General features: G+C 70.8%; 24 protein-coding genes and 1 riboswitch. Of the genes, 10 read left to right on the top strand and 14 right to left on the bottom strand.

Annotated elements, in window-relative coordinates; translation table 11 throughout:
- The 4 genes from ABD169_RS08960 to ABD169_RS08945 all read left to right on the top strand — a co-directional run.
- On the top strand, positions 1–977 hold a 977-nt coding region (locus ABD169_RS08960), incomplete at its 5' end, for an SdrD B-like domain-containing protein (protein WP_344031510.1).
- Between the two features lie 68 nt (positions 978–1,045).
- A complete protein-coding gene (locus ABD169_RS08955; protein WP_344031508.1) occupies positions 1,046–2,602 on the top strand; it encodes a SpaH/EbpB family LPXTG-anchored major pilin in 1,557 nt (518 codons plus the stop codon).
- 94 nt (positions 2,603–2,696) lie between these two features.
- Positions 2,697–3,695, top strand: coding sequence for a class C sortase (locus tag ABD169_RS08950; protein ID WP_344031506.1), 999 nt, complete (start codon positions 2,697–2,699; stop codon positions 3,693–3,695).
- Between the two features lie 88 nt (positions 3,696–3,783).
- Positions 3,784–6,456 carry a transglycosylase domain-containing protein gene (locus ABD169_RS08945; protein WP_344031505.1) on the top strand — a complete coding sequence of 891 codons (2,673 nt, stop codon included), beginning with the start codon at positions 3,784–3,786 and terminating at the stop codon, positions 6,454–6,456.
- Between the two features lie 44 nt (positions 6,457–6,500).
- On the opposite strand, the gene ABD169_RS08940 is transcribed toward ABD169_RS08945, so the two are convergent.
- The 3 genes from ABD169_RS08940 to thiM form a co-directional block, all read right to left on the bottom strand.
- Positions 6,501–8,312, bottom strand: coding sequence for a BCCT family transporter (locus ABD169_RS08940; protein WP_344031503.1), 1,812 nt, complete (start codon positions 8,310–8,312; stop codon positions 6,501–6,503).
- Positions 8,313–8,374: 62 nt separating this feature from the next.
- On the bottom strand, positions 8,375–10,531 hold the full coding sequence (locus tag ABD169_RS08935; protein WP_344031501.1) for a bifunctional hydroxymethylpyrimidine kinase/phosphomethylpyrimidine kinase: 2,157 nt from the start codon (positions 10,529–10,531) through the stop codon (positions 8,375–8,377).
- Positions 10,528–11,397: a hydroxyethylthiazole kinase gene (thiM, locus tag ABD169_RS08930; RefSeq protein WP_344031500.1), complete on the bottom strand. Its 870-nt coding sequence runs from the start codon at positions 11,395–11,397 to the stop codon at positions 10,528–10,530. The genes ABD169_RS08935 and thiM overlap by 4 nt, the downstream gene beginning before the upstream one ends.
- Positions 11,388–11,482, bottom strand: a riboswitch (TPP riboswitch). Its footprint overlaps the gene before it by 10 nt.
- A 70-nt stretch (positions 11,483–11,552) precedes the next feature.
- On the opposite strand from thiM, the gene ABD169_RS08925 reads away from it, so the two are divergent.
- A complete protein-coding gene (locus tag ABD169_RS08925; protein ID WP_344031498.1) occupies positions 11,553–11,960 on the top strand; it encodes a VOC family protein in 408 nt (135 codons plus the stop codon).
- Positions 11,961–12,009: 49 nt separating this feature from the next.
- Here the strand turns inward: ABD169_RS08925 and ABD169_RS08920 are convergent, their stop codons facing one another.
- Genes ABD169_RS08920 through ABD169_RS08910 form a run of 3 tightly spaced genes read right to left on the bottom strand, consistent with a single transcriptional unit; the run spans position 12,010 to position 13,782 of the window.
- Positions 12,010–12,504 (bottom strand): SRPBCC domain-containing protein, encoded by a 495-nt coding sequence (locus ABD169_RS08920; protein ID WP_344031496.1) that lies wholly within the window; start codon positions 12,502–12,504, stop codon positions 12,010–12,012.
- Positions 12,501–12,860 carry an ArsR/SmtB family transcription factor gene (locus ABD169_RS08915; RefSeq protein WP_344031494.1) on the bottom strand — a complete coding sequence of 120 codons (360 nt, stop codon included), beginning with the start codon at positions 12,858–12,860 and terminating at the stop codon, positions 12,501–12,503. The genes ABD169_RS08920 and ABD169_RS08915 overlap by 4 nt, the downstream gene beginning before the upstream one ends.
- A gap of 13 nt (positions 12,861–12,873) precedes the next feature.
- Positions 12,874–13,782, bottom strand: coding sequence for an alpha/beta hydrolase (locus ABD169_RS08910; protein WP_344031668.1), 909 nt, complete (start codon positions 13,780–13,782; stop codon positions 12,874–12,876).
- An 82-nt stretch (positions 13,783–13,864) separates the two neighbouring features.
- Here ABD169_RS08910 and ABD169_RS08905 point away from each other — a divergent pair, with 82 nt between their 5' ends.
- Positions 13,865–14,512: a TetR/AcrR family transcriptional regulator gene (locus ABD169_RS08905; protein WP_344031492.1), complete on the top strand. Its 648-nt coding sequence runs from the start codon at positions 13,865–13,867 to the stop codon at positions 14,510–14,512.
- Between the two features lie 17 nt (positions 14,513–14,529).
- Here the strand turns inward: ABD169_RS08905 and ABD169_RS08900 are convergent, their stop codons facing one another.
- A complete protein-coding gene (locus ABD169_RS08900; RefSeq protein ID WP_344031490.1) occupies positions 14,530–15,183 on the bottom strand; it encodes a tetratricopeptide repeat protein in 654 nt (217 codons plus the stop codon).
- Positions 15,184–15,268: 85 nt separating this feature from the next.
- On the opposite strand from ABD169_RS08900, the gene ABD169_RS08895 reads away from it, so the two are divergent.
- The 3 genes from ABD169_RS08895 to ABD169_RS08885 are packed head-to-tail and all read left to right on the top strand — an operon-like array spanning position 15,269 to position 16,478.
- Positions 15,269–15,616, top strand: a complete 348-nt coding sequence (locus ABD169_RS08895) for a metallopeptidase family protein (RefSeq protein WP_046454425.1) — start codon at positions 15,269–15,271, stop codon at positions 15,614–15,616.
- Complete coding sequence (clpS, locus tag ABD169_RS08890) at positions 15,616–15,927, top strand: ATP-dependent Clp protease adapter ClpS (RefSeq protein ID WP_344031488.1); 312 nt, start codon at positions 15,616–15,618, stop codon at positions 15,925–15,927. Before ABD169_RS08895 ends, clpS begins: the two co-directional genes overlap by 1 nt.
- Positions 15,924–16,478 (top strand): DUF2017 family protein, encoded by a 555-nt coding sequence (locus ABD169_RS08885; RefSeq protein WP_344031486.1) that lies wholly within the window; start codon positions 15,924–15,926, stop codon positions 16,476–16,478. The genes clpS and ABD169_RS08885 overlap by 4 nt, the downstream gene beginning before the upstream one ends.
- A 7-nt stretch (positions 16,479–16,485) precedes the next feature.
- On the opposite strand, the gene dinB is transcribed toward ABD169_RS08885, so the two are convergent.
- Positions 16,486–17,724 (bottom strand): DNA polymerase IV, encoded by a 1,239-nt coding sequence (gene dinB / locus ABD169_RS08880; RefSeq protein ID WP_344031666.1) that lies wholly within the window; start codon positions 17,722–17,724, stop codon positions 16,486–16,488.
- Between the two features lie 215 nt (positions 17,725–17,939).
- Between dinB and ABD169_RS08875 the strand changes: the two genes are divergently transcribed.
- Positions 17,940–18,944, top strand: coding sequence for a patatin-like phospholipase family protein (locus ABD169_RS08875; protein WP_344031484.1), 1,005 nt, complete (start codon positions 17,940–17,942; stop codon positions 18,942–18,944).
- A gap of 78 nt (positions 18,945–19,022) precedes the next feature.
- On the opposite strand, the gene gatB is transcribed toward ABD169_RS08875, so the two are convergent.
- From gatB to mnmA, 6 genes are all read right to left on the bottom strand, one after another.
- Positions 19,023–20,540: an Asp-tRNA(Asn)/Glu-tRNA(Gln) amidotransferase subunit GatB gene (gatB, locus tag ABD169_RS08870; RefSeq protein ID WP_344031482.1), complete on the bottom strand. Its 1,518-nt coding sequence runs from the start codon at positions 20,538–20,540 to the stop codon at positions 19,023–19,025.
- Complete coding sequence (gene gatA / locus ABD169_RS08865; RefSeq protein ID WP_046455667.1) at positions 20,540–22,063, bottom strand: Asp-tRNA(Asn)/Glu-tRNA(Gln) amidotransferase subunit GatA; 1,524 nt, start codon at positions 22,061–22,063, stop codon at positions 20,540–20,542. The genes gatB and gatA overlap by 1 nt, the downstream gene beginning before the upstream one ends.
- A gap of 8 nt (positions 22,064–22,071) precedes the next feature.
- On the bottom strand, positions 22,072–22,392 hold the full coding sequence (gatC, locus tag ABD169_RS08860) for an Asp-tRNA(Asn)/Glu-tRNA(Gln) amidotransferase subunit GatC (protein ID WP_084821110.1): 321 nt from the start codon (positions 22,390–22,392) through the stop codon (positions 22,072–22,074).
- A gap of 87 nt (positions 22,393–22,479) precedes the next feature.
- Positions 22,480–23,163, bottom strand: coding sequence for a DNA-3-methyladenine glycosylase I (locus ABD169_RS08855; protein ID WP_344031479.1), 684 nt, complete (start codon positions 23,161–23,163; stop codon positions 22,480–22,482).
- A 98-nt stretch (positions 23,164–23,261) separates the two neighbouring features.
- Entirely contained in the window at positions 23,262–25,700 is a 2,439-nt protein-coding gene (gene ligA, locus ABD169_RS08850) for an NAD-dependent DNA ligase LigA (protein WP_344031477.1), read from the bottom strand.
- Complete coding sequence (gene mnmA, locus ABD169_RS08845) at positions 25,697–26,905, bottom strand: tRNA 2-thiouridine(34) synthase MnmA (protein WP_344031475.1); 1,209 nt, start codon at positions 26,903–26,905, stop codon at positions 25,697–25,699. The genes ligA and mnmA overlap by 4 nt, the downstream gene beginning before the upstream one ends.
- Between the last annotated feature and the right edge of the window lie 11 nt (positions 26,906–26,916).

Below are 26,916 nucleotides of genomic sequence, written 5' to 3'. Positions count from 1 at the left end.
TCACCCAGCAGACCGCCGGAACCGACCGCACCAAGGACTCCAACCCCGGCATGGACGGCACCGCGCAGGTCACCACCCCGGCCACCGGCCAGAACTCGGCCACCACCCCCGACGACCCCACCATCGATGCCGGCCTCATCCGCAACCAGGTCTCCATCGGCGACACGGTCTGGTTCGACGCCAACCGCAACGGCGTCCAGGACACCGGCGAGAAGCCCGCGCCCGACGTCACCGTCACCCTGCTGGACGCCTCCGGAGCGACCGTCAAGACGACGACCACGAACGCGAACGGCTTCTATTCCTTCACCGCCCTCGACGGCGCGGCGAAGTACACGGTGCGGTTCACCGCCCCGACCGGATACGCATTCACCCAGCAGACCGCCGGAACCGACCGCACCAAGGACTCCAACCCCGGCATGGACGGCACCGCGCAGGTCACCACCCCGGCCACCGGCCAGAACTCGGCCACCACCCCCGACGACCCCACCATCGACGCCGGCCTCATCCCCGCCGTCGGCAGCCTGTCCTGGAAGAAGGTCGATCCGAACGGGCAGGCGCTCGGCGGCTCCGAGTGGACGCTGACCCCGAAACCGGTCGGCGGAGCGCCCGTCGGCCCGACGCTCACGATCACCGACTGCGTCGCGGCCGCGCCCACGGCGTGCACCGGCCCCGACACCGACCCCACCGCGGGGCGGTTCGCCCTCAGCGGTCTCGCATACGGCTCCTACGAGCTCCGAGAGACCCGGGCTCCCGCCGGCTTCGTGCTGCTGCGGGATCCGATCCCGGTCACAGTGAGCAGCGCGACGACCGTCCTCACCGACGTCGTCAACACCCAGCAGGGAGTCCCGACCATCCCGCTGACCGGAGGCCTCGGGGCCGACGGCTACCGGCTCGCCGGCGGCGCGTTCGTCCTGCTGATGCTCGGCCTCGGCTTCGGGGACCGGCTGCGGCGCAGGAAGCTCTCGAGCCTCCGTTGACTTCGAGGCCGAAGCGGGCCTCGAGACACCTTCACCGTCTGGCGGTGGAACTGAAAGGAACAGACAAGATGAATCGCAACGACCCGTCGCGCGGCAGGAGACTGCTCGCCGCGACCGCAGCATTCACGGTCGGCTTGGCTGGCGTCCTGGCACTGGGAGCCACCGCCAACGCCGCCCCGGTCTCCGGACCGATCACCGCGCAGAACGGATCGATCACGATCCACAAGCACGCGAATCCCGGCTTCTCCTCGCCCCAGAACCCCGATGGGACGCAGGGCGCCGGGGGCAGCCCGCTCCAGGGCGTCTCGTTCGAGGTCTGCTCCATCGCGGGCATCGACCTGATCGGCGGCGGCAACGCCGCGTGGGACGCGGTGAACGCACTGGGCGGCGTCGCCAAGGACGTGAAGAACACGGACACGACCATCAGCGGCCGCGCACTCGCCTGCAAGCCCGTGCAGCGGACCGCGGCCGACGGCACGACCACCTTCGCCGGCCTGCCGGTCGGCGCCTACCTCGTGCGCGAGACCGACAAGGGCGCGAATCCCATCACGCAGACCGCCGCGCCCTTCGTGGTCACGGTCCCGACTCCCGCGATCGGTGCAGATGCGGGCAAGTGGCTCTACGACGTGAACGTCTACCCCAAGAATCAGCTCGGCGATGCCCCCGTCAAGAACCTCGCCGACCAGCCCACCAACGGCGTGATCCTCGGCGACAAGATCGGCTTCACCGTTTCGCAGAAGGTCCCCGCGATCGCGGCGGGCGACACCTACAAGAAGTTCCGCGTGCTCGACGCGCTCGACCCGGCGCTGAAGCACACGAGCGACGCGATCACCGTGAGCAGCAGCGGAACCGCCCTCGTCGCGGCCGACTACACCGCCTCGTGGATGGGCGAGACGCTCGTCGCATCGCTCACCCCCTCCGGGCTCGCCAAGATCAAGGCCGGCGACACGATCACCATCGGCTTCACCGCGACGGCGCTGAAGAACGGCGTGATCACCAACATCGCCTGGGCCAACGTCAACGATCTGGTCATCGACAGCACGAACGGGCCGACGCCGCCCACCGATCCGGAGAACCCCACGAACCCGGGCAATCCCGGCAACCCGACCAACGTGGTCGAGACTCGCTGGGGCGCGGTCGACCTCAAGAAGGTGAACGCGGCGACGAACGAGGGTCTGCAGGGCGCGAAGTTCGATCTCTACATGGTGAACGCGGCGACCTGCCCGGCGACCCTCGCGGGGGCCGGCACCAAGGTCGGCTCCTACACCTCCGGTGCGGGCGGCGTGGTCACGGTGCCCGGTCTGTGGGTGGGCGATACCCGCACGGTGAACGGCGCCAAGCCGTACGACACGAACACGCGCTGCTACTACTTGGTGGAGACCGCGGCCCCGGCCGGATTCGTCACGGACGGCACGCCCCGCGGATTCGTGGTGCACCCGGGTGCGACCGCGCACGCCGATGCCACCAAGGCGATTCCGAACTCGCAGCAGCTGGTACCCGGCCTGCCGCTGACCGGCTCGGACGGGCAGCTGATCCTGCTCATCGGCGGCATCGCGCTGCTGATCGCGGCCGCGGGCGGCGCGCTGATCCTGCGCCGCCGATCGGGTACGGACAGCGCGGTCTAGCCGCTCGCCGAGCAGCATCACCCGAGGAGGCCGGGTGGTGGGACGCCCTCGGGCGCCCCACCACCCGGCAGCTCCCGGTTCGAAGGGGGAAATCGTGAGTCGGATTCAGCAGGGCCTCGCGCCGGAGCCGGTCGAGCCGGCCGCGCACGGATCGACGGGGGCACCGGTCGCCGGCCCCGCGCGGCGACGCTGGCGCCCCTCGCTCCTGGCCTGGCTCACGAGCGCCGCAGCGCTCGCCGGTCTCGCGCTCATCCTCTACTCGCCCGCAGCCAGTTGGATCTCGACGGTGAACCAGTCGGCGATCGTCTCCCGCTACGACGATGCGGTCGCCCACGCCGACCCTGACGCTGCGGAGCAGCTGCGCGCGGCGCATCGCTACAACGCAGCACTCTCATCGGGGGTGCTGCTCGAACCCGGCTCCAACGTCCCGACGGGGAACGGCACGACCAGCGCACCGGAGTACGACTACCGCAAGATGCTCGTGACGCCGAACGGCATCATGGCCCGTCTCCAGATCCCGAAGATCAGCGTGGACCTGCCCGTGTATCACGGGACCAGCGACGAGACGCTCCTGCAGGGCGCCGGGCACCTGCAGGGCACCTCGCTCCCGGTCGGCGGCACCGACACCCACGCGGTGATCACCGCCCATCGCGGCCTGGCCGAGGCGACGATGTTCACCCGTCTGGACGAGATCGCCGTCGGGGATCGGTTCACGGTGAACGTGCTCGGCGACGTGCTGTCGTACCGGGTCGTCTCCACCCGGGTCGTGAGCCCGGAGGACACGGCCTCGCTGCGGCAGGAACCGGGGCGGGACCTGGTCACGCTGATCACCTGCACGCCGCTCGGGATCAACAGCCACCGCATCCTCGTCACCGGCGAGCGCGTCCTGCCGACGCCGAAGAGCGCGACCGTCGCGGCCCGGGCGTCCGCCGAGGTCCCGTTCCCGTGGTGGATCGCGGGTCTCGCGTGCGGAACCGGCGTGATCGCGTGCTATCTCTGGCGCACCGGGCGCACACGTCCGAGGCCCGCGGAAGCCCCGGCCGCCGACGAGGATGTCGAGTCCGGAGCAGCCGTCGAATATGCAAACAACTGAACTACCATAAACCGCATATCGTTTTTGTATGGTCACATTCTCGTGACGAAGTCCATTTCTCGCAAAAATACTCCCATAGAATCTGCGCATGCCCGAACGAGATTCATCACGCCCGTCTCGCATGCATTCCACCGGGGTGCGAACGACGAAGCCCCGGAGCCTCGGAGGCGTCCTCGCGAGCCTCCTCGGCGCCATCGCCATGAGCGTCGTGGCCGGAGTGCTGCTCACCGCGGCCATCACTCCGGTCGTCGCGCTCACCGGAGCCGGAGCGACCTCGGCGATCAAGATCTTCGAGAATCTGCCGGACCACCTCAACCCCGGTGAGCTCGCACAGCCCTCGACCCTGTACGCGAAGAAGGGCGGCAAGACCGTCCAGCTGGCGACCTTCTACGACCAGGACCGCAGAACGGTGCCTTGGGACGCCATCTCCCAATACGTGAAGGACGCGGTCGTCGCCGAGGAGGATCCGCGCTTCTACTCGCACGGCGGCGTCGACATCATCTCGACCGGCCGGGCGATCCTGCAGAATCTCACGAACAAGAATATCTCCGGGGCTTCGACGGTGACGATGCAGTACGTGCGCAACGTGCTGATCCAGGAGTCGCAGGCGATCGTCGACGAGAAGAAGCGCAAGGCCGCCTATAACGACGCGATGAAGCAAACCACGGACCGCAAGCTCAAGGAGATGAAGCTCGCGATCAGCATCGAGAAGAAGTACTCGAAGGACGAGATCCTCCTCGGCTACCTCAACATCGCGCTGTTCGGCCGACAGGTCTACGGCATCGAGTCCGCTGCCCAGTACTTCTACGGCAAGTCCGCGAAGGACGTCACCCTCGCGGAGGCAGCGAGCCTCGTCGCGATCGTGAACAACCCGTCACAGCTGCAGCTCGACCTGCCCGAGAACGTGGCGCGGAACACGGAGCGCCGCAACAAGATCCTCGGCTCGATGCTCCGCCACGGCAAGATCACGCAGGCGCAGTACGACGAGGCGAAGGCGACCCCGGTCACGCCGAAGATCAAGCCGCGCCGGCCGGGCTGCTCGGTCGCCGAGGGCAACTACGGTCTCGGCCACTTCTGCGACTACGTCCAGCGCTACATCCGCACCGACGCGAGCTTCGGCGCGACGGCTGAGGAGCGCATGTTCAAGTTCCGCCGCGGCGGCTACCAGATCATGACCACCATCGACCTCGACATGCAGGCGGCGGGCCTTCGGGCGATGCACGACACCGTGCCGCAGCGGATCGATGGGATCGACGCCGGCGGTGCCAGCTCCTCGGTCCAGGTCGACACCGGCAAGGTGCTCGCCATGGTGCAGAGCCGCCCGTTCAGCGACGACGGCGACTTCCTCAAGAAGAACCCGAACTACACGAGCATCAACTGGAACACCGACTTCGAGTACGGCGGCTCCGGCGGCTTCCAAGTCGGTTCGACGTTCAAGCCGATCACGCTGACCCAGTGGCTCAAGAGCGGGAACTCCGTACGGGATCTGGTCAACGTCAACGGGCGCACCGTGCAACAGCAGTCCTTCCGCGCATCGTGCATGACCGATGGCGTCTACAGCTACGGGCCGTGGACCTTCTCGAACGACAACCTCGGCATCCGCGGCACGCAATCGGTGCGCACCACCATCGCGAACTCGATCAACGGCGGCGTCGTCTCGATGGCGCAGAAGCTCGACCTGTGCGAGATCTTCCAGACCGCGAAGGACCTGGGCATCCACCGCGCCTCGGACCTCCCGAAGAGCGAGGAGGATCCGACCAAGCCGTTCGTCCCGACCCTCACCGGCGACTTCCGCGATCTCTCGATGGTGCCCTCGAACACCTTCGCCGGTGTCGACGAGATCGCCCCGATCACCATGGCCTCCGCCTACGCCGCGTTCGCCGGCGGCGGCAAGGTGTGCACGCCTGTGCCGATCGAGTCCATCACGGGCCCCGACGGCAAGCCCGTCGAATTCACCAGGAGCAAGTGCAGCAGCGCGATCTCCCCCGAGGTCGCCGCGGGCGTCGCATACACGCTGCAGTACACGGTGACCAACGGTCTCGCGAGCCACGCGGCCTCCTCCACCGGCGTCCCGCACCTGGCGAAGACCGGTACCACCGACGACGTGGTCGACAACTGGACCGTGGGTGCGAGCACCAAGGTCGCGACCGCCACCTGGGTCGGCAACGTGGGACCGACCTGCGTGGACCCGCGCGACGCGAAGACCTGCGAGCGCGTATCGACCCGCTTCTTCGGCAATCTGATGTACGCCGACCAGACCATCTGGCCGGCCCTGATGAACGAGGCCGATCGGAAGTACGGCGGCGACGCATTCCCCGAACCGTCGGAGTCCGCCCTCCGCGTCACGACCCAGCAGGTGCCCGATGTCACCGGGAAGTCCGTCGAGCAGGCGACGAGCGCGCTCACCGCCGCGGGCTTCACCGTGGTCGACGGCGGCACCACCGATTCCGCGGTCGCGAAGGGCATGGTCGCGAAGACCGACCCGGCCGCGGGCAGCGCGGTGCAGGCCGGATCCACGATCTCGCTGCTCCGCAGCAGCGGGAACCTCGCGAAGGTGCCCGACGGGCTGACCGGACGGACCGGCGCGGACGCTCAGAGCGCGCTCGCCGGGGCCGGCTTCACCAAGGTCGTGCTGCAGTGCGACACCGGAAGCGGCAAGCCGGACCCCGGCAAGGACATCGTCAAGTCCGTCAGCCCCGGCAGCGGCAAGGAAGCCAAGCAGAGCTCCCAGATCACGCTGACCCTCAGCTGCGGACGGTGACCGGCGCCGTCGGGGCGGATGCAGCAGCACCGCCCCGACGGCGATCAGCTCTGTCGGTCCGCGTCGGCGTCCGGCTCACGGCGGCCCAGCAGGCGTGCGCGGTGCTTCTCGGGCAGCGCCTGCGCCACCTGCGTCACGCCACGCACGATGTCGCGCCGGCGGCGGCTGCTGAGCCCGTTCCACCAGGCGTCGGCGCTGCGCGGACCGGATTCGATGGCGTCGTCGTCGGAGTCGAGGCCGAAGCGCTCGGACAGATCAGCGACGAACGCCTCGCGCCGAAGCCGATCCGCGCGTCGCACGTTGCGTTGGAGCGCCTTGAACGTCGCCGCGCACATGAGGATCATGATCACGCTGAACGGCAGGGCGATGGTCACGGCGAGCGTCTGGATCGCTGACAGCCCGCCCGCGAGCAGCAGCGCCGCGGCGAGCGCCGCCGTCGCGAGTGTGAAGAACACGCGGATCCAGTTGCGCGGCTCCGCATCGCCGCCCGTGGCCAGCATGGCCATGACGAGCGATCCCGAGTCGGACGAGGTGATGAAGAAGATCGCCGAGAGCACGATGGCGCCCACCACGAGCACACCGCCCGCGGGCAGTTGCTCGAGCACCTGGAAGAGTGCGGAGTTCGCGTCGACGGCGCCACCGGCGCCGATCACCGAGGTGTATCCGGCCGGCCGGAACATCTCGTTGAAGATCGCGGTTCCTCCGAGCACCCCGAACCACACGAACGTGACGAGCGTGGGCACGAGGATGACGCCGAGGATGAACTCGCGCACCGTGCGGCCGCGCGAGATGCGCGCGATGAAGACGCCGACGAACGGCGCCCAGCTCATCCACCAACCCCAATAGAAGGTCGACCAGGAGGCCTGCCACTCGGCGCCGGCGCTTCCGGTGAACGCCGAGGTGTCGGTCGACATCCCGAGCCAGTTCTGCAGGTAGTGCCCGATCGACTGCAGGATCTCCTTCGCCAGGAACTGCGTGGGGCCGACGATGAGTACGAAGAGCAGGAGTCCGCCGGCGAGGATCAGGTTGATGTTCGAGAGCCACTTCATGCCCCGGGAGACGCCCGAGAGCACGGACCACAGCACGAAGCAGGTCACGACGCCGATGATCGCGTACTCGATCCAGTGGTTGTCGTCCGCGATCACCCCGAGCGCCTGCAGGCCCGCGCTGATCTGGGTCACGCCCAGGCCGAGCGAGGTCGCGACGCCGAACACCGTGCCGACGAGCGCGATCACGTCGATCGCGTTGCCCCACCCGCCGCGGGTCGCCTTCTCGCCGATGAGCGGCTCCAGCGCCCAGCGCACGGCGAGCGGACGCCCTCGGCGGTGGATGGCGTGCGCGAGCGCGAGTCCGACGACCACGTAGATCGCCCAGGGCTGGAATCCCCAGTGCAGGAAGGTCGTCGACATCGCCTCCTGCGCCAGCGCACCCGGCTGCAGGTTCTGGTCGACGATCGAGGGCTTCGGGGTCGCGAAGTGCTTGAGCGGCTCGGTCACCCCGTAGAACACGAGGCCGATGCCCATGCCCGCAGCGAAGAGCAGCGCGAACCAGCTCATCAGCGAGAACTCGGGCTCGTGCTCCGGACGGCCCAGTTTCACGTTGCCCTTCCGGGAGAACCCGAGGTAGGCGCAGAAGAGCACGAAGCCGAACGAGAGCAGCACGTACCACCAGCTGAAGTTCGCGATGATGGCGCTCTGCACCGCTCCGATCCCGGCGTTCATGGCCTCGGGGTTCACGAGGGTGGCCGTGACGAACGCGACCACCACGACCGCGGTGGGCCAGAACACCCAGCGCGCGATACCCGACCGCGATCCGCTCGAGTCGGGTGTGGACGTGGGCTGCTGCTCCGAGGACATGCTTCGACGGTAGCGATGCACCGGTTCGACGGGCAACCTCGGGTCCCCGCCGAACCGGCGGCTCACGCGCGGTCGGCGCCCTCCTCGGCCATCGGCGCGGCGAAGAAGGACCGCTCGTGCGCACTGGACGTCTCGAACGCGCGCAGCATGCGCGCGCGTTGCTCGCCTCCGGTGCGCGATGCCGCTCGGGTCACGATGCCGATCGCGCGCTCGGCCGCCGCGGCGAACCCGGCATCGGCGTAGGTGTCGAGCCAGGACGCGTACGGGTGCTCGGGATCGCGAGCGAACGGATGGAGCGCCCCCGCGCGCAGCCGACTCCCCAGGTCGGTGTAGAGCCAGAAGCAGGGCAGCAGCGCGGCGATCAGCTCGGGATAGTCCCCGCCGAAGGCGACCGAGCGAAGGTGGTCGAGATACGCGACGGTCGCGGGTGCCGGCTCCGCGTCCGAGGTCTCGCCGACGATGCCCCGCTCGGGTGTGAGCCAGGAGGCGTGCAGCTCCATCTCCCCCAGGATCGAGCCGCGCGCGGATTCCGCCCAGAACGCCTGCTCCTCGGGGTCCGGGGCGAGCCGGGAGGCCTCGGCGAGCACTCGCGCGTACTCGCGCAGGTAGCGGGCGTCCTGGGCGAGGTAGAACCGGAACGGCGCCTCGGCGAGCGAGCCGTCGGCGAGCGCCGTGATGAACGGCAGGCGGTCGATCCCCGACCGCACGCCCGAGATCCGGCCCCACCACGCTTCTCGGATGTCCTCGGCCGACGGTCGGGTCTCGAGCCCGCCTCGCTCCCAGAGCCCGGCGAAGTGGTGCACGGGACCGTGGCCGGAGCCGACGCCCAGTCCGGATCCGGCGCGCAGGGACTCCCGCAACCAGGCGCGGGATCCGGCGACGGCCTGCTCGGCGGATTCGCCGCGGGCGAGGCGGGTCGCCAGCGCGGAGGAGAGGGAGCAGCCCGTGCCGTGCGTGTTCCGGGTCGCGATGCGTGCGCCCGGGAACTCCCGCCGGATCCCCCGCCCGGCATCGACCAGGGCATCCGGTGCGGTATCGCCCGGGAGGTGACCGCCCTTCACCAGCAGCGCGGCGCCGCTCTCCGCCGAGAGCGCTTCCGCCGCGACGAGCGCGTCGCTCCAGCCTCCGAGCTCGCGGCCCGTGAGCACCGCGAGCTCCGCGAGGTTCGGGGTCACGAGGTCGGCCCGTTCGACCAGCCCGCGCAGCGCGGCTTCTCCGGCAGCATCGAGCAGCCGGTCCCCGCTGGTCGCGACCATCACCGGGTCGAGCACGACGATGCTCGGCCGCACCGCGTCGATCCAGGCGATCACCGTCTCGATGATCTCCGCGTTCGCGAGCATGCCGAGCTTCACCGCATCGACGACGATGTCCTCGGAGAGCGCTTCGAGCTGGGCCCGCAGGAACTCGGCCGGCGGCACATGCACTCCGCGGACCCCGCGGGTGTTCTGGGCGGTCAGCGCCGCGAGCGCGGCCATGCCGTACCCGCCGTTCGCCGCGATGGATTTGAGGTCCGCCTGGATCCCCGCGCCGCCCGAAGGGTCACTGCCGGCGATGCTGAGCACTCGCGGTGTCGCGCCCCGGCGCCAGTTCCGCAGGAACTCCGTCGCGGTGGATCGCGGATCGGGGCTGGTGCAGAGCGCCGCGACGGCGGCGACGCCCGCGGCGCCCGCTTCGCGCAGGGCGGCGGCGTCGTCCGGCACGATCCCGCCGATCGCGACGCAGGGCAGCGGGCTCGCCTCGGCGAACGCTCGGAAACCCTCGAACCCCAGCGCCGGCGGGTGATCGGGTTTGGTACTCGTCGGCCGGATCGCTCCGACGCCGAGATAGTCGACCGTGCCCGCCGGAAGCGCGCGAACGGCGTCGAGGTGCTCGGCGCGGTTCGCAGTCAGTCCGATCAGCGCATCGGGCCCGAGCAGCTCGCGCGCGCGGAGCACCGACGCGTCCCCCTGGCCGAGGTGCACGCCGTCGACGCGAGCGCCCCGGGCGCGGGCCGAGACCGCGGCTCCGAGCTGGTCGTTGACGATGAGTCGGGCCCGACCGTCGATGATTCCGGAGAGCTCGACGAGCCGATCCACGGTCTCGGCATCGCTCGCTCCCTTGTCGCGGAGCTGGACCACGCCGACTCCGCCGGACACGGCAGCCCGCACCGTCTCCGCGACGCCGCGAGAACCGCTCAGCACGGGGTCGGTGACCAGGTGCAGCGAGAGATCACGGATCATGCCGCGACCTCCCCGAGCTCGATGCGCGCCGCCGATTCGACGTCCTCCGGACGGAGCTCCGCGAGGGCGTCGAGCAGAGACACGGCGAAGGAACCGGGACCCGACGCGCGCGATGCGGCGCGTTCGGCGGCGACGGCATAGGCGAGGTGCGCGGCGACCACCGCGCCGAGCGCATCGGCTCCGGCATCGGCGTCGACGTCGGCGTGTGCGGCTCCGAGGAACGCGGCCATGACGGCGCCGAGCGCGCATCCGCCTCCCGTCACCCGGGTCAGCAGCGGGTCGCCGTTCGCCACCCGCACGATCCGCTCGCCATCGGTGATGAGGTCGACCGGGCCGGAGACGGCCACCACCGCGCCGGATCCGCGGGCCAGCTCGACGGCCGCGTCCGCGGCGTCCTCGGGGGCCGCGGTGGCGTCGACGCCTCGGCCGCCGGCGCTGCGGCCCGCGAGCGCGAGGATCTCGGAGGCGTTGCCGCGCACGCTCGCGGGTCGGCGGTCGAGCAGTTCCCGCGCCAGCTCGGTCCGGATCGGCAGCGTTCCGATCGCGACCGGGTCGAGCACCCAGGGGGTTCCCGCGGCGACCGCTCCCGCGACCGCTTCTCGACTCGCCCGCCGCTGCTCGGGGGTCGGCGTCCCGAGGTTGACGAGCAGGCCCGATGCGGCGCCGGCGAAGATCCCGGCCTCGCCGACGATGTCGACCATGGCCGGGGCCGCGCCGATCGCGAGCAGCGCATTGGCGGTGAAGCCGGTGACCACCGCGTTCGTGATGCAGTGCGTGAGCGGCGCGCGTGCGCGCACCGCCCCCAGAAGGATCGCGGCCTCGCGGGCGTGGCCGGGTGCGGACGGTGGACGCAGAAGATCGCTCATCGCGACATCCCTTCGCTCGTACTAACGAGATCAGGTTCGACGGGTGTGTTCTCAGCCGCCCGATGCGGCACCCCGTGTCACTGGCAAGCAGTCTAGCCACACCCCGGACGCCCCAGCGGGATGCGCTGCGCCGCGCGCCCTGCGATCATCGGTCCATGACCAGCTTCATCGCGCACACCACGATCGACTGCCACGACGCGTACGCGCTGTCGGAGTGGTGGAAGCAGCTGCTCGGGTACGTCGACCTCGACGACGAACCGAACACGTCTGGCGACGAGGAGTGCATGATCCGGGATCCCGAGACCGGGCATCGGCTCCTGTTCATCGAGGTCCCGGACGCCGAGCTGCCGGCGAAGCGGATCCACTTCGATCTGCGTCCCCGCGCCGGCACGCAGGCGGCGGAGATCGAGCGGTTGCTCGGGCTGGGCGCCGTGCAGGTCGCCGATCAGCGTGGCATCGCCGGGCCGGGCAGCGGCTGGGTCGTGCTCGCGGATCCCGAGGGCAACCAGTTCTGCGTGCTGCTCTCCGTCGAGGAACGCGAGGCGTACCTGGCGGCGCGCTGACGCGCCGGTCGGACCGGTCAGACCAGTCGCACCGGTTCCCGCGCGGGGCTCACTCGGCAGTGTCGGCGCCGCGCTCCACGAGTTCGACGAGGGCCGCCGTGACCGCGCCCCAGCCGTCGAAGAAGCCGAGCTCCTCGTGCCTGGCGCGATCCGCGGGATCCCCGTGCCGCACGACCGCCCGGTAGGCCGTCCCGTCGGGGTGCTCGCCGAAGAGGATCTCGGCGGTCATCGCCACCGGCGCGGGTTCCGCGGGGTGCCAGCTGCTGGTGATCGCGTTCGTGAAGACCAGCCGGCGCCCCTCTTCGAGCAGCAGGAAGATGCCGTCGGTGTGCGGCACGAAATCCTCGCCGTCGTCGCTCATGCTGGTGACGAAGGCACCGCCGGGGCGCGGCTCGAATCGATCGATGCGCGCGACCGTCGGGGCCGGCACCCACCACTGCGCGAGCTGCAGCGGATCGGTCCACGCCCGCCAGACCCGCTCACGCGGAGCCCGGATCACGCGCTCGATGCTGAGGTCCCGTTCGGGATCGAAGTGCTGGTTCATGATGGCTCCTTCTGCTCGGTGGCGCGGTCGGCGTGACGATCGGTGACGAATGCCTCGAGCCGGTCCGTCCGATCGGACCAGAGCTCGCGCTGCTCGGCGAGCCAGTCGTCGACCAGCGCGAGCCGGTCGCGGTTCAGCACGCAGCTGCGCACCCGTCCGGTCTTGCTGGTGCGGATCACTCCGCTCGATTCGAGCGTGCGCACGTGCTTCATGAACGACGGCAGCGTCATCTCGAACGGGCGGGCGAGCTCGCCCACGCTCGCGGGTCCGCGCCCGAGACGACGTACGATCCGACGCCGCGTCGGGTCCGCCAGCGCGAGCAGCACCGCGTCCAGATCGTCCCGATAGTGTGCCATGCGGCTAACTATCTCACGCGGGCGGCGGATCCACCAGGGCCGACCCGATATCGGCGCTCCCGCTCACGGGCGCGACCCCGCCGAGACCGTCCCGGGCGAAACCCGAGATCGCGTCGAGCACGGCGTCCGCGGAGAGGATCCGCGAGTGCCCCAGCCCCGCGGTCCGCAGGAGCCGGGCGTGGCCCCCGTGCACCTCGCACAGCCGCACCGCGTCCCGGTCGGCGAGGCGCCGATCCCCGCGATCGTGCACGAGCAGCAGTTCGGTCTCGGCTGGCAGGGGATCCCGCACCGCGTCGTAGCGCCGCACGAGCTCCGCCTCATCGACGCCGAGCCGCCTCCGGAATCGCTCGCGCAGGCGATCCGCGCTGGCGCTCCGCAGTCGGAAATCGCTCACGAAGGCGTCGACGAAGGCCTCGGGGCTCGCCGCACCCGCGACCACCGCCACCCGCGGGGCCGGCAGCGTCGACCGGGCGAGCGTCAGCGCGGCGAGGGATCCGAACGAGTGCCCGACGAGCAGCTCGAAGGTTCCGTGGCGCTCGGCGAGCACCTCCGCTGCTGCGATCCAATCGCGCACATCGGTGCGCCTCCCCGGGGAGTCGCCGTGCGCGGGCGCGTCGAAGGCGACGACACGGAAGCCGTCCCCCACCAGCCGCTCCACGAGCGGGACGAACTGCGAAGCCCGCCCCTTCCAGCCGTGGAGCAGCAGCGCGGAACGCTCCCCCGCGCCCCACTCGAAGGCCGCCGCCTCACCTCCGGGCAGACGCAGCACGCTCCTCCGAGCGGAATCGTGCACCGCCCGCGCCGACTCCCGCACCCGCATGCGCGGCGCGGTCGAGAAGAACGCGCGATAGGCCAGGTCGCCTCCGAATCGCGGCGACACCCGCGACACTCCACGGATCCCTCCCGCGACGAGCTCGATCATGGTTGGCACAGCACTCTCCTCCCGCAACAATACGAACGATCATGCCTATAGTAAGCGAACGTTCGTTCGTATACTCGAATTCATGAACGACCGCACCGAAACGGACGGACGCCGCGCCCGCGGCGACGCGTCCCGCAGCGTCATCCTCGAGCGCGCCACCGACCTCGCCTCGGTCGACGGCCTCGACGGCCTCACCATCGGCCGGCTCGCGACCGCCGCCGGAAGCAGCAAGAGCAGCATCGCCACCCTCTTCCGCAGCAAGGAGGGACTGCAGCTCGCCACGGTCGCCGTGGCCCGCGAGATCTTCACCGAGCGGATCATCGAACCGGCGCGCGCCGAGCCGCGCGGCGCGCGCCGACTCGCCGCCCTGCTCGGCAACGCCCTGGCCTACTCCCGCGACCGCGTCTTCAGCGGCGGGTGCTTCTTCGCCGCCACCGCCGCCGACGTCGACTCCAAACCGGGGCCCGTGAGCGATGCCGTCCGCGCCGCGCTCGCCGAGTGGTACCGGTATCTCGAACTGCAGGTCGAGGCGGCGATCGCCGGCGGCGAGCTCCGGGCGGAATCCGCGTCCGCGCTGGCCTTCGAACTGGTCTCTCTCACCGAGCACGCCAATGCCCGGTCGCTGCTGTTCGGCAGCGTCGCGCCCTACGAGGTCGCGGGCCGCGCGCTCCGCGACCGCCTGCGCACCGCCGGAGCGGATCCGGAAGCGCTCGAGCTGCTCCGCCGCTGACCCCGGGGCCGAGCGGCTCAGGCGAACTGCTCCCAGAGCACCGCGCCGACGATGACGGCGATGAGCACCGCACCGGCCACCGCCGCAATCCGACGGCGCCGCACCGATGCCGAGGCCCGCATCCCCGCCTCCGCCCGGCGCGTCGGCTCCGCAGCATCGCCGAGCGCGCGCCGCGCCGCGGGAACCACCCAGCGATAGCTGTGCAGCGCGTCGCCGTGCCGTCCGAGATCCGCCGCGCACTCCGCCATGCCGATCCCGGCCTCCACGACGGCCGGATGCGCGGTCCCGGTCTCGGGCTCCGCGGTCTCCGCCGCGCGGGCGTAGGCGCGGATCGCCGCATCGAGGCGCCCGTTGTCGCGCAGGCGGTCCCCCAGCGAGATCCGCATCCGCGCGAGATCCTCCGCGGTCCGACCCGCGCCCTCCGCGACCCGGATCGCCCGCTCCTGCGCTTCGGTCATCTCGTCGAACCGTCCAGCCGTCGACAGCGCGGCGCTGAACCGATCGAGCGCCCCGGCGAGCACGAGCCGGTCATGCGGGAACGCCCGCTCGACCCGGGGAACGAGCTCGATGTACGCGGCGATCGCCGCGTCCGGTTCCCCGCCTCGTGCGAGCGCCTCGGCCGCATCGAGTTCGTGCAGGACCCGCTGCGTCGTGTCCTCGCCGCCGCTCATCCGACCTCCCGATTCGCGCACCCGTCCGCTGCCGGAATGCTACCGCCCCCTGCCGATCACCCCGGCGCTTCTGTAGGGTGAAGGCATGCTCGACGTTTCGCCAGAGGCCTTCGAGGCCCTCGTGTCCGACGGACTCGACAGCCTGCACGAGGACATGCTCTCCGAGCTCGACAACGTCATCTTCCTGATCGAGGACCACCCCGAGGACGGCAGCGACCTGCTCGGCGTCTACGAGGGGTTCTCGCTCGCCGAGCGCGAGCGCTACGGGTACGGCGAAGAGCCCGATCGCATCATCCTGTTCCGCGAGAACCTGCTCGAGCACTGCGCGGACCACGACGAGCTCGTCCGCGAGATCCGCGTGACCCTGGTGCACGAGATCGCCCACTTCTACGGCATCGACGAAGAACGCATCCACGAGCTGGGGTGGGGTTGATGGTCGCCACCGAGACGCAGCCGGGCACCGGCGTCGGCACCGAGCACGAGCTGCACCGCGCGCCCGCGCCCGAGCGCCCCTGGCAGACCGTGGTCTGGGACGACCCGGTCAACCTCATGTCCTACGTCTCGTACGTCTTCCGCTCGCACTTCGGATTCTCCACCGAGCGCGCCGAAGAGCTGATGCTGCGCGTGCACCACGACGGCAGCGCGGTCGTGGCCGAGGGCGGCCGCGAGGCCATGGAGATGCACGTCGAGGCGATGCACGGGTACGGACTCTGGGCCACGGTCCGCAAGGAGGACGCTTCGTGAGGCTGCTGCCCGTACCCGAGGGCGTGCGCCTCGGACTCGATCCGGACGAGGCGCAGCTGCTCGATCAGCTGGTGAGCCAGCTGATCGCGCTGCTGCAGAGCCACAGCAAGACGGCGCTCGACCCTGATCCGCTGTTCGCCAGCCTCGAGGTCGGCGGCAGCGAGGTCCTGCCCGAGGACCCGGCGCTGGCGCGCCTGTTCCCCGACGCCTACGAGGGCGGCGGCAACGCGTCGGCGTTCCGCCGGGTCACGGAGCAGGGTCTGCTCAACCGCAAGCTCCAGGATGCGCTGACGGTCACGTCCGAGCTCGGCCCGGGCAGCGATCCCGACGACCCCGCTCCGGTGACCCTCGAGATCACCGAGGCCACCTTCCCCGCGTGGATCCGCACGCTGACGGCGCTGCGGCTCGCCATGGCGGCGCGCGTGGGCCTCGAGGTCGAGGAGGACCACGATCGCCTGCTCGAGGACGAGGAATCGCGCGGCACGGTGCTGGTCTACGACTGGCTCGCCGCGATCCTGGAGTCCCTGCTGCGCACCATGGAGCGCAGCTGAGCCGCGATCACGCCGGCGGTTCGAGCGAGCGCGCGTCGACCACCTGCCCCCGCCCGGTGAGCAGGCGCGCCGAGGTGAGCTGATCGCGACCGAAGCGGCCGCGCACCTCGTCGACCGCCTGATCGACCGCGCGCCAATCGTCGTCGTCGCTCCACAACCCGGCGGGATCGGACCCCGCCGCCATGAGCTGCTCGGCGCGGACCCCGATGAGACGCACGGGCCGTAGCGACGCTCCCAGGCCGTCGAGCAGTTCGCACGCGGTGCGGTAGATGCGCTGCGTCGCGTTCGTCGCCTCCGGCAGGGTGCGGGATCGCGTCACCGTCTCGAACGTGTCCCAGCGCACCTTGATCGCGATGGTGCGCGCCTCGGCGCCGTGCTCGCGCAGCCGCTCCGCGGTCCGGGTGGAGAGCCGCAGCAGCTCGCGGTGCAGCACCGCGCGATCCGTCTCGTCGATCGCGAAGGTCTCCTCATGGCCGATGCTCTTCTCGATGCGTTCCGTCTCGACGGCGCGCGCGTCGCGGCCGTTGGCCAGCGCGTGCAGCTTCAGCGCGGAGGCCCGCCCGACCAGGCGCTCCAGGCTCGGCAGCGGCTCGCGAGCGAGCTCCCCGATCGTGCGGATGGCGCGCGACTGCAGCGACCGTGCGGTCGCCTTGCCGACGCCCCACATCGCCTCGACCGGGAGCGGGTGCAGGAATTCGAGCGTGCGGGCCGGCGGGATCTCGAGGATCCCATCGGGCTTCGCCCGCTGCGAGGCGAGCTTGGCGATGAATTTCGTGCCCGCCAGCCCCACCGAGGCCGGCAGTCCGGTCTGCTCGCGCACACGTGCTCGCAGTTGCCGGGCGATCTCGGTCGGCTCACCGAACAGCTTGAGCGATCCGGCGACGTCGAGGAACGCCTCGTCGATGCTCAGCGGTTCGACGAGCGGCGTGAACTCCTCGAACACCCGCATCACCGCGCGCGAGGCGTCGCGGTACTTGGAGTGCACGGGCGGGATCAGGATCAGCTGCGGGCACAGCTGCTTGGCCCGACCGACCGGCATGGCGGATCGGACGCCGAAACGCCGGGCCTCGTAGCTGGCGCTCGACACGACGGAGCGAGCCGTATCGAAGGCCACCGCGGTGGGGAGCCCGCGGAGCTCGGGTTGCTCGAGCAGTTCGACCGAGACGAAGAAGGAGTCCATGTCGACGTGCAGCATCGACGCCTGCGCCCGGAGCGCGCTCCCGCCCGGTGCATCGTTCCCCTCCATCACGCTCCCATTCCAGCACAGACCACCGACAACGGCCCCTCCGGCGTTCGGCCGGGCGTGCTAGCCTCGTCCCGATCACGATCGGACGGCAGGAGGTGAGCCCCCATGACCCCAGTACTCGCAGCGGGTGCTTCCCCGGAGTCCACGATCACCCGACCGTAGCGGTCGCGACCGGAGGCACGCGCTCGCATTCGTTCTCGCGAAAGACGAACATCATGCCTGCCTCCCCGCTTTCCTCTCCGTTCTCCCCCGCTCCGCCCACGCACGAATCGGCGCGCGACCGCGCCCTCGTGCTCGGCGGAGGCGGATCCACCGGCAACGCCTGGATGCTCGGCGTCCTCGCCGGGCTCCTGCACGAGGGCGTCGATGCCGCAGCCGCCGAACTGCTCATCGGAACCTCGGCCGGCGCCACCACCGCCGCGCAGATCTCGTTCCGCTCCCCCATCGAACTGCACGAAGCCGCGCTGGCCTCCCGCCCGACGGGTGCAGCTGGCCCGACGGGTGCAGCCGGCCCGGCCGGTGCGGGCGGCGGCCGCGCGGGCGGTGCCCCCGTCGCGGCCGCCTCGGCTGCCTCTGCCTCTGCCTCTGTCGCGGTCGCGGTCGCGGAGCAGCTCGACCGCACCTCCCGGATCATCGCCGCCTCCGCGGACCCTGCGGACATGCGACGCCGCATGGGCGCGGCGGCGCTGCAGCTCGACGGTGCATCCGATCCGGCGCGGAGCGCGCGCTGGCGCGCGGTCGTCGCCTCCCGGCTGCCCGATCAGCGCTGGCCGGCGCGCGATCTGCGCGTCGTCGCCGTCGATGCCGCGGACGGATCCCCGGTCGTCTTCGATCGCGACAACGGGATCGAGCTCGCGGACGCCGTCGCGGCGAGTTGCGCGAGCGGCGCCCCGCATCGCGCCTGCGGCCGCTCCTTCATCGACGGCGGGTACCGTCGCAACGAGAACGCGGATCTCGCGGTCGGCAGCGAACGGGTGCTCGTACTGTCCCCCTTCGGCGGGCGTACCCGCCACCCGATCGAGTGGCGCATGCAGCTGGCGGCGCAGGCGGACGATCTGCGCGCGGCGGGCAGCACCGTCGAAGTCGTCGGACCCGACGAGGAGGCCGCGCGGCTGATCGGAGCGAACGCGATGAATCCGTCGCTGCGTCCGTGCGCGGCACGGGCCGGATTCGCGCAGGGCGTGGTGCTCGCCGATCGGCTCGGCGCGTTCTGGGGCTGATCACGCGGACGGCCCGCCCGGATCCGTGGGGATCCGGGCGGGCCGTCCGTTCGCGGGTCCGCCCCGCGATGGCTCTGCCTACTCGGCCGAGGCGCGCTCGATGACGAGCTCGCGCACGCGGGCCGCGTCCGCCTGCCCGCGCATCGCCTTCATGACCGCACCGATGATCGCACCGGCGGCCTGCACCTTACCGTCGCGGATCTTGGCGAGCACGTCCGGCTGCTCGGCGAGCGCCGCGTCTACGGCCTCGATCAGCGGGCCGTCGTCCGACACGATCGCGAGACCGCGGGCGTCGACGATCTGCTGGGCGGTGCCCTCGCCGTCGATGATGCCGGCGATCACCTGACGCGCCAGCTTGTCGTTGAGGGTTCCCGCTTCGACGAGCTCGACGACCGAGGCGATCTGCGCGGGCGTGATGAGGTCCGTGGGCGCGGCGGAGCGCTCCTTGGCGATGCGTGCGATCTCGCCCATCCACCACTTGCGCGCGGCCTGGGCCGGCACGCCGGCGGCGACGGTCGCCTCGATCTCGGTGAGCAGGCCGGCGTTCACGACGTCCTGGAACTCGAGCGCCGAGAACTGCCAGTCCTCGCGCAGCCGGCGGCGGCGCAGGGTCGGGTGCTCGGGCAGCGCGGCGCGCAGCTCCTCGACCAGCTCGCGCGACGGCGTGAGCGGAGCGAGGTCGGGCTCCGGGAAGTACCGGTAGTCGTCGGCGTCGCTCTTGGGACGACCGGGCGAGGTCTCGCCGGTGTCCTCGTGCCAGTGGCGGGTCTCCTGCGTGATGGAGCCGCCTTCGGAGAGGATCAGCGCCTGCCGCTGGATCTCGAAGCGGACCGCGCGCTCGATCGAGCGCAGCGAGTTCACGTTCTTCGTCTCGGTGCGGGTGCCGAGCACCGACATGCCGGCGTCCTCGTTGCCGCGGGGGCGTAGCGAGACGTTCGCGTCGCAGCGGATGTTGCCCCGCTCCATGCGCGCGTCCGAGATGCCGAGCGCCACCACGATGTCGCGGATGGTCGACACGTAGGCTGCCGCGATCTCGGGGACATCGGCCTCACCGCCGAAGATCGGCCGCGTGACGATCTCGACCAGCGGAACACCCGCGCGGTTGTAGTCGACGAGCGAGTATTCGGCGCCCTGGATCCGACCGGTGGAGCCGCCGACGTGGTTCAGCTTGCCGGCGTCCTCCTCCATGTGCGCGCGCTCGATGGGCACGTGCACGACACGACCGGAGGCGAGCTCGATCTCGACCGAGCCGTCGTGCGCGATCGGATCGTCGTACTGCGAGATCTGGTAGTTCTTGCCCATGTCCGGGTAGAAGTAGTTCTTCCGGGCGAAGCCCGAGACCTCGGCGATGCCGCAGCCGAGCGCGAGGCCCAGGCTGATCGAGGAGCGCACGGCCTGCTCGTTGACCACCGGGAGCGAGCCGGGCAGACCGAGGCAGACGGGGGCGAGGTTGGTGTTCGGCTCGGACCCGAAGACGTTCGGCGCCGTGCTGAACATCTTGGTCTTGGTGTTGAGCTCGACGTGTACCTCGAGACCGATGACCGGCTCGAAGAGTTCGAGGGCGCGGTCGAAGTCCATCAGCTTGGTCTTGGCCATTATGCGCCAGCCTTTCCGGTGAGTGCGGGCGCCTGGGCCCAGAACGGAGCGCCGTCGCGCTCGGCGATGAGCCGCTCGATCGCGGCGCCCGCGCGGTACAGGCGGGCGTCTTCGAACGCGGGGGCCATGAGCTGCAGGCCGACCGGCAGGCCGTCCTCGCTCGCGGTGCCGATGGGCAGGCTGAGCCCCGGGATCCCGGCGAGGTTCGCGGGGATCGTCGTGGCGTCGTTCAGGTAGTCCTGCATCGGGTCTCCGCCGTGCTCGCCGAGCTTCCACGCGGTGGTGGGCGCGGTGGGCGAGGCGATCACGTCGACCTGCGCGAACGCGTTCGCGAAGTCGCGCTGGATCAGCGTGCGGACCTTCTGAGCACTGCCGTAGTAGGCGTCGTAGTAGCCGGCGGAGAGCGCGTAGGTACCGAGGATGATGCGGCGCTTGACCTCCGCGCCGAGCCCGGCCTCGCGGGTCGCGCTCATGACGCTCTCGACGGTGCCGCCGCCCTCGGGGGCGACGCGCAGGCCGAAGCGCACGGAGTCGTACTTCGCGAGGTTGCTCGAGGCCTCCGACGGGAGGATCAGGTAGTAGGCGGCGACCGCGTACTCGAAGTGCGGGGCGTCGATCTCGACGATCTCGGCGCCCTGCGCGGTGAGCAGCGCGAGCGCCTGCTCGAAGCTGGCTTTCACGCCGGGCTGCACGCCGTCGATCATCAGCTGCTTCACCACGCCGACGCGCAGGCCCTTGAGGCTCGACGGATCGACTCCCCCGCGCGCGGCCGCGGCCATCGAGGGCCACGCGAAGTCGAGCGAGGTCGAGTCGTGCCGGTCGTGACCGGCGATCACGTCGTGCAGGAGCGCGGTGTCGAGCACGGTGCGCGCGCAGGGACCGACCTGATCGAGCGAGGATGCGAGCGCGATCGCGCCGTAGCGGCTGACCCCGCCGTAGGTCGGCTTGGCACCGACCGTGCCCGTGAGCGCGGCCGGCTGGCGGATCGAGCCGCCGGTGTCGGAGCCGAGCGCGAGCGGAGCTTCGAAGGCGGCCACCGCGGCCGCGGACCCGCCGCCGGACCCGCCGGGCACCCGGTCGAGCGACCACGGGTTGTGGGTGGGCCCGTATGCCGAGTTCTCGGTGGCGGAGCCCATCGCGAACTCGTCCATGTTGGTCTTGCCGATGGAGACGAGACCGGCTGCCCGGGCCTTCGCCACGGTGGTCGCGTCGAACGGCGAGCGGTACCCCTCGAGGATCTTTGATCCCGAGGTGGACGGCATGTCGGTGGTGACGAGCACGTCCTTGACCGCGAGGGGCACGCCGGCGAGCTCGCCGAGCGCCTCGCCCGCAGCACGGCGGGCATCGATGTCGCGGGCGGCCGCCAGGGACGCCTCTTCGTTCGTCGCGAGGAAGGCGTGCACCGCGCCGTCGACCTCGGCGATGCGGTCGAGGTGGGCGCGGGTGGCCTCGACGGAGGAGACCTCACCCGAGGAGATCTTCGCGGCCAGCTCGGCCGCGGTCAGCGTGATCAGATCGTTCATGTCGTCCTCTACTGCTCTTCGCCCAGAATCGACGACACGCGGAACATGCCCTCGGCCGCATCGGGCGCGTTCATGAGCGCCTGCTCCTGCGTGAGCACGTCGGAGACCTCGTCGGGTCGGGTGACGTTGCTCAGCGGGATCGGGTGGCTGGTGGCCGGTACCTCGGGGGTGGCCACCTCGCTGACCTTCGCGATGCTGGTGAGGATCGATCCGAGTTCGCTCGTGAGCGAGGAGACCTCGGAGTCGGTGAGGGCGATCCGGGCGAGTCCGGCGAGATGCTGCACGGTCTCGGCCGTGATCTCGCTGCTCGCCGCGCTGGGTTCAGGCATGCTGCTCCAGGGGTGAAGAGGGGCTTCGGGAACCCGACCATCCTATCGAGCGCGGGCGGCCTCGGTTCGTGGGCGCTCCCGAGCCCCTCATCTCGCGAACGGGAGCGGTACGTCGGTGCGGGCGCCGTCGACCGCCCAGAGCTCCGAGCAGCCGCGTCGGTGGCTCGAACGGAGGTGGACGTCGACGATGCCGATGGCGCTCATCAGGGCGTAGACCGTGGTGGGCCCGACGAAGGAGAAGCCGCGGCGCTTCAGCTCCTTCGCGAGCGCGACAGACTCCGGAGACGTGCTCGGCACCTCGGCATCCGTCTCGGGCAGCGGAGAACGCTCGGGCATCGCCGCCCAGACCAGACGCTCGAGGCCGCCGGCCTTCGGATCGTCCCGCAGCGCGAGCGTGGCTCGCGCGTTGCCGATCGTGGCGAGGATCTTCATCCGGTTGCGGATGATGCCCTCGTCGGCGAGCAGCCGTTCGACGTCGGCTTCGCCGTAGTCCGCGATCGCCTCGGGCTCGAAGCCGTCGAACGCCGCCCGGAAGGCTTCTCGCTTGCGCAGGATCGTGATCCAGGAGAGCCCCGATTGGAAGGCTTCGAGCGTGAGCCGCTCGAACACCCCGCGCTCGTCGAAGACCGGCACACCCCACTCGGTGTCGTAGTACTCGGTGAGCATCGGCGACTGCAGCGCCCAGGCCGCGCGGGCCAACGGCTCGGCTTCGCCGACGCTCACCGCGGAGGTGCTAGGGGCCTGGTCGAGTGCTTCGGGGGTGTCGGTCACCGGTTCTCCTTCGCTCGGGATTTCCCCTCAGCGTAGGGATTCCCGGAAGCCCCCGAAGCCGGAAACGCGAGATCTGTGGATAACTCGCCGGGAGGCGCTCAGCCCTCCGACCGGAGCTCCTCGGGAGTCGCGGAGTCCTCGGCCGTTTCGGGCGCGCCTGCCGTCTCACCGGCCTCGGCCGCCTCGGTGTCGCCGAGGCCGAGAGCAGCGGGGCCCTCCGAGACGAGCACCGCGAACTGGCTCGCGTCGAGCACCGGGATGCCCAGTTCCTCCGCCTTCGCGAGCTTCGAGCCCGCACCGGGACCAGCGGCGACGTAGTCCGTCTTCTTCGAGACGCTCGACGCGGCCTTTCCGCCGGCCTGGATGATCGCCTCCTTCGCACCGTCACGGGTGAATCCGTCGAGGGAACCCGTGGCCACTACGGTGAGTCCGGCGAGCACGCCGCCCTCGGCGACGGCGGCGCCCGGCCCGGGATGCCCCGGCGTCGCCCACTGCACGCCCGCCGCGGTCCACCGCTCGACGATCTCGCGGTGCCAATCGACCTCGAACCACTCGAGCAACGACTCCGCGATGATCCCGCCGACGCCGTCGACCGCGGAGAGCTCCTCGACGCTCGCGGCGCGGATCGCGTCGAGCGAGCCGAACCAGTCGGCCAGCGCTCGCGCGGCGACCGGCCCCACGTGCCGGATGTTCAGGGAGACGATCAGCCTCCAGAGCGGCTTCGTCTTGGCCCGCTCGAGCTCGGCGAGGAAGGTCTCGGCGTCCTTGGACGGTCGCACGACCCGGTGGTCCTTGCGGAAGCCGGCCTGGCGACGTGCCGCCGCGTCCATCCCTTCCGCCTCGGGTGGGTACTCGACGGTCACGCGCTGGAACGGGGAGCGCCTGCGCGCTTCACCGGTCGCCTCGTCGATCACCGGCTCACCCGTCTCGCTGTCCCGGACCACGACGGTGATCGGGACGAGTTCCTCGAGGGTGAGGTCGAACAGCCCGGCTTCCGTCTCGAGCGGCGGCACGGACGGCACCTCGGGCTGGGTGAGCGCTGCCGCGGTGATCTCGCCGAGCACCTCGATGTCGAGGCCGCCTCGCGAGCCGATGTGCTCGACCCGACCGCGGACCTGCGCCGGGCACGCTCGCGCGTTCGGGCAGCGGAGGTCGATGTCGCCCTCCTTCATCGCGCGCAGCTCCGTGCCGCACTCCGGGCATCCCACCGGCATCTGCCACTCGACCTCGCTGCCGTCGCGGCGTTCCAGCACGGCGCCGAGCACCTCGGGGATCACGTCGCCCGCCTTGCGCAGCACGACCGTGTCGCCGATCAGCACGCCCTTGGCCTTGACCACCTGCTGATTGTGCAGCGTGGCCTGGCTGACGGTCGAACCCGCGACCTTGACCGGTTCCATGACCGCGTAGGGAGTCGCCCGACCGGTGCGCCCGACCCCGACGCGGATGGCGAGCAGCTTGGTGTAGACCTCCTCGGGCGGGTACTTGTAGGCGATCGCCCACCGGGGCGCCCGGCTCGTCTCGCCCAGCTCCCGGTGGAGCTCGAGCTCGTCGATCTTGATGACGATCCCGTCGATCTCGTGCTCGAAGTCGTGCCGGTGCGCGCCGCGATCCTCGATGAACTCGAGCACCTCGTCGACCGAGTCGAGCACCCGCGAGTGGGGCGAGACCGGGAGCCCCCAGGCGCTCAGCAGCTCGTAGGCGTCGGACTGGTTCGCGAAGTCCGGATGCTGCCAGGCGCCGATGCCGTGCACGTAGAGCGAGAGCCGCCCGAGCCGATCCCGCATCAGCTCGAGCTCGCGCTCGTTCTTCTTCTCGGCGCGTTGCCGCAGACTGCCCGCCGCCGTGTTGCGCGCGTTCGCGAACTCGGGGAAGCGCACGGTGATCTTCTCGGCGGGGACGCCCTTCGCGAGCTGATCCGCTGCGAACTCGGCCTGGAGCGCGTGCTGGCGCTCGTTCAGCGCCTCGAAGTTCTCGGTCGTGAGGAAGACCTCGCCGCGCGCCTCGAAGAACTCCGGAATTCCTTTGCCCTCGAGCACGCGCGGGATCACCGGGATCAGGTCGACGTTCTCGGTGATGTCCTCGCCGACCCGGCCGTCGCCGCGGGTGGTCGCGGTCTCGAGCACGCCGTTGCGATAGGCCAGTGCGATGGCGAGCCCGTCGATCTTGAGCTCCGTGAGCCACCGCACCGCGCGCCCCGACGACGCACGGGCCTTCTCGGCCCACTCGCGGAACTCGTCGAGCGAGAAGACGTTGTCGAGACTGAGCATGCGCTCGGCGTGCTCGTGCTCGGGGAACCCCGCGGAGGCGACCGCGGATCCGACCTCCTGCGTGGGGCTGTCCTGGCCGGCCAGCTCGGGGAACGCCCGCTCGAGCGCTTCGAGCCGGTGGAACAGCTCGTCGTATTGCGCGTCCGAGACGAGGCTCGTCGCCTCGGAGTAGTAGGCCGCGCGGTACCGCTCGATCTCGGCGGTCAGCTGCTCGGCCTCGACGCGCGCCGCTTCGAATTCGACGGGGATGCTGCTGTCGTTCTGGGTCACACGCTCATTGTAGGAGCGGCCACCGACATCTCTTCGACGTGCAGCTCCGTACCGGGCTCGGCCGAGGCGAGCGCCCGGTCGATGGTGAACTGTCCGAGCACGCGAGTACCCCGGTACAGCACCGCGGTCTGCCCGGGGGCGACTCCGAGCAGGGGCTCGGCGAGGGCCAGATCGATGTCGACGACGATCTCGTGCGACGCGTCGGCGCGGTGCAGCTCGGTCCGCTCCGCCTCGTCGATCTCGACGAGGCGCGCGACCGCCGGGACCGGATCGGCGTGCGCGCGGATCTGCACGTCGCAGGAGAAGGCGACGCCGGGATCGATCCCCGGCTCCCCCGCCCAGCTGTAGCGTCCGCCCGCGATCCGGGAGATCGCGAGGCGTTCCTTCGGGCCGACGACGACCTGGTTCGAGACGGGCCGGATCGAGAGCACGTAGCGCGGGTTGCCGTCGACCGCCGGGCGGCCGAGCTGCAGGCCGCGCCGCTGGCCCACCGTGTACCCGCGGGCACCGTCGTGCGTGCCGATGACATCGCCGGACTCGTCGACGATCTCGCCGGGTTCGCGATCGAGGTGCTCGGAGAGCCACTCGCGCGTGTCGCCCTCGGGGATGAAGCAGATGTCGTGGCTGTCGGGCTTCGCCGCCACCTGGATCCCGCGTTCCTCGGCCTCGGCGCGGATGAGTTCCTTCGAAGGCGTGTCGCCGAGCGGGAAGTAGCAGTGCGCGAGCTGCTCCTCGGTCAGTACGCCGAGCACGTAGGACTGGTCCTTCGCCCAGGCGCTCGCCCGATGCAGCTCGCGTCCCGCGGGCCCGTCGACGAGCGTCGCGTAGTGCCCCGTCGCGACCGCGTCGAAGCCGAGCGCGATCGCCTTGTCGAGCAGCGCCGCGAACTTGATCTTCTCGTTGCAGCGCATGCACGGGTTGGGCGTACGGCCCGCCTCGTACTCCGCGACGAAGTCGTCGACCACGTCGGCCTTGAAGCGTTCGCTGAAGTCCCAGACGTAGAAGGGGATGTCGAGCAGGTTGGCGACGCGGCGGGCGTCCATCGCGTCCTCGATGGTGCAGCACCCCCGCGAACCGGTACGCAGTGTGCCCGGCATGCGGCTCAGCGCCAGGTGGACTCCGACCACCTCGTGCCCGGCTTCCACTGCGCGTGCCGCAGCCACCGCCGAGTCGACGCCGCCGCTCATCGCAGCGAGAATTCTCATCCGTCCATTCT

This window comes from Leucobacter iarius (assembly GCF_039530105.1).
Classification (GTDB): Bacteria; Actinomycetota; Actinomycetes; order Actinomycetales; family Microbacteriaceae; genus Leucobacter; species Leucobacter iarius.
Note: the sequence above shows the minus strand (reverse complement) of the source record. Positions and strands in the feature narration are given on the sequence as shown.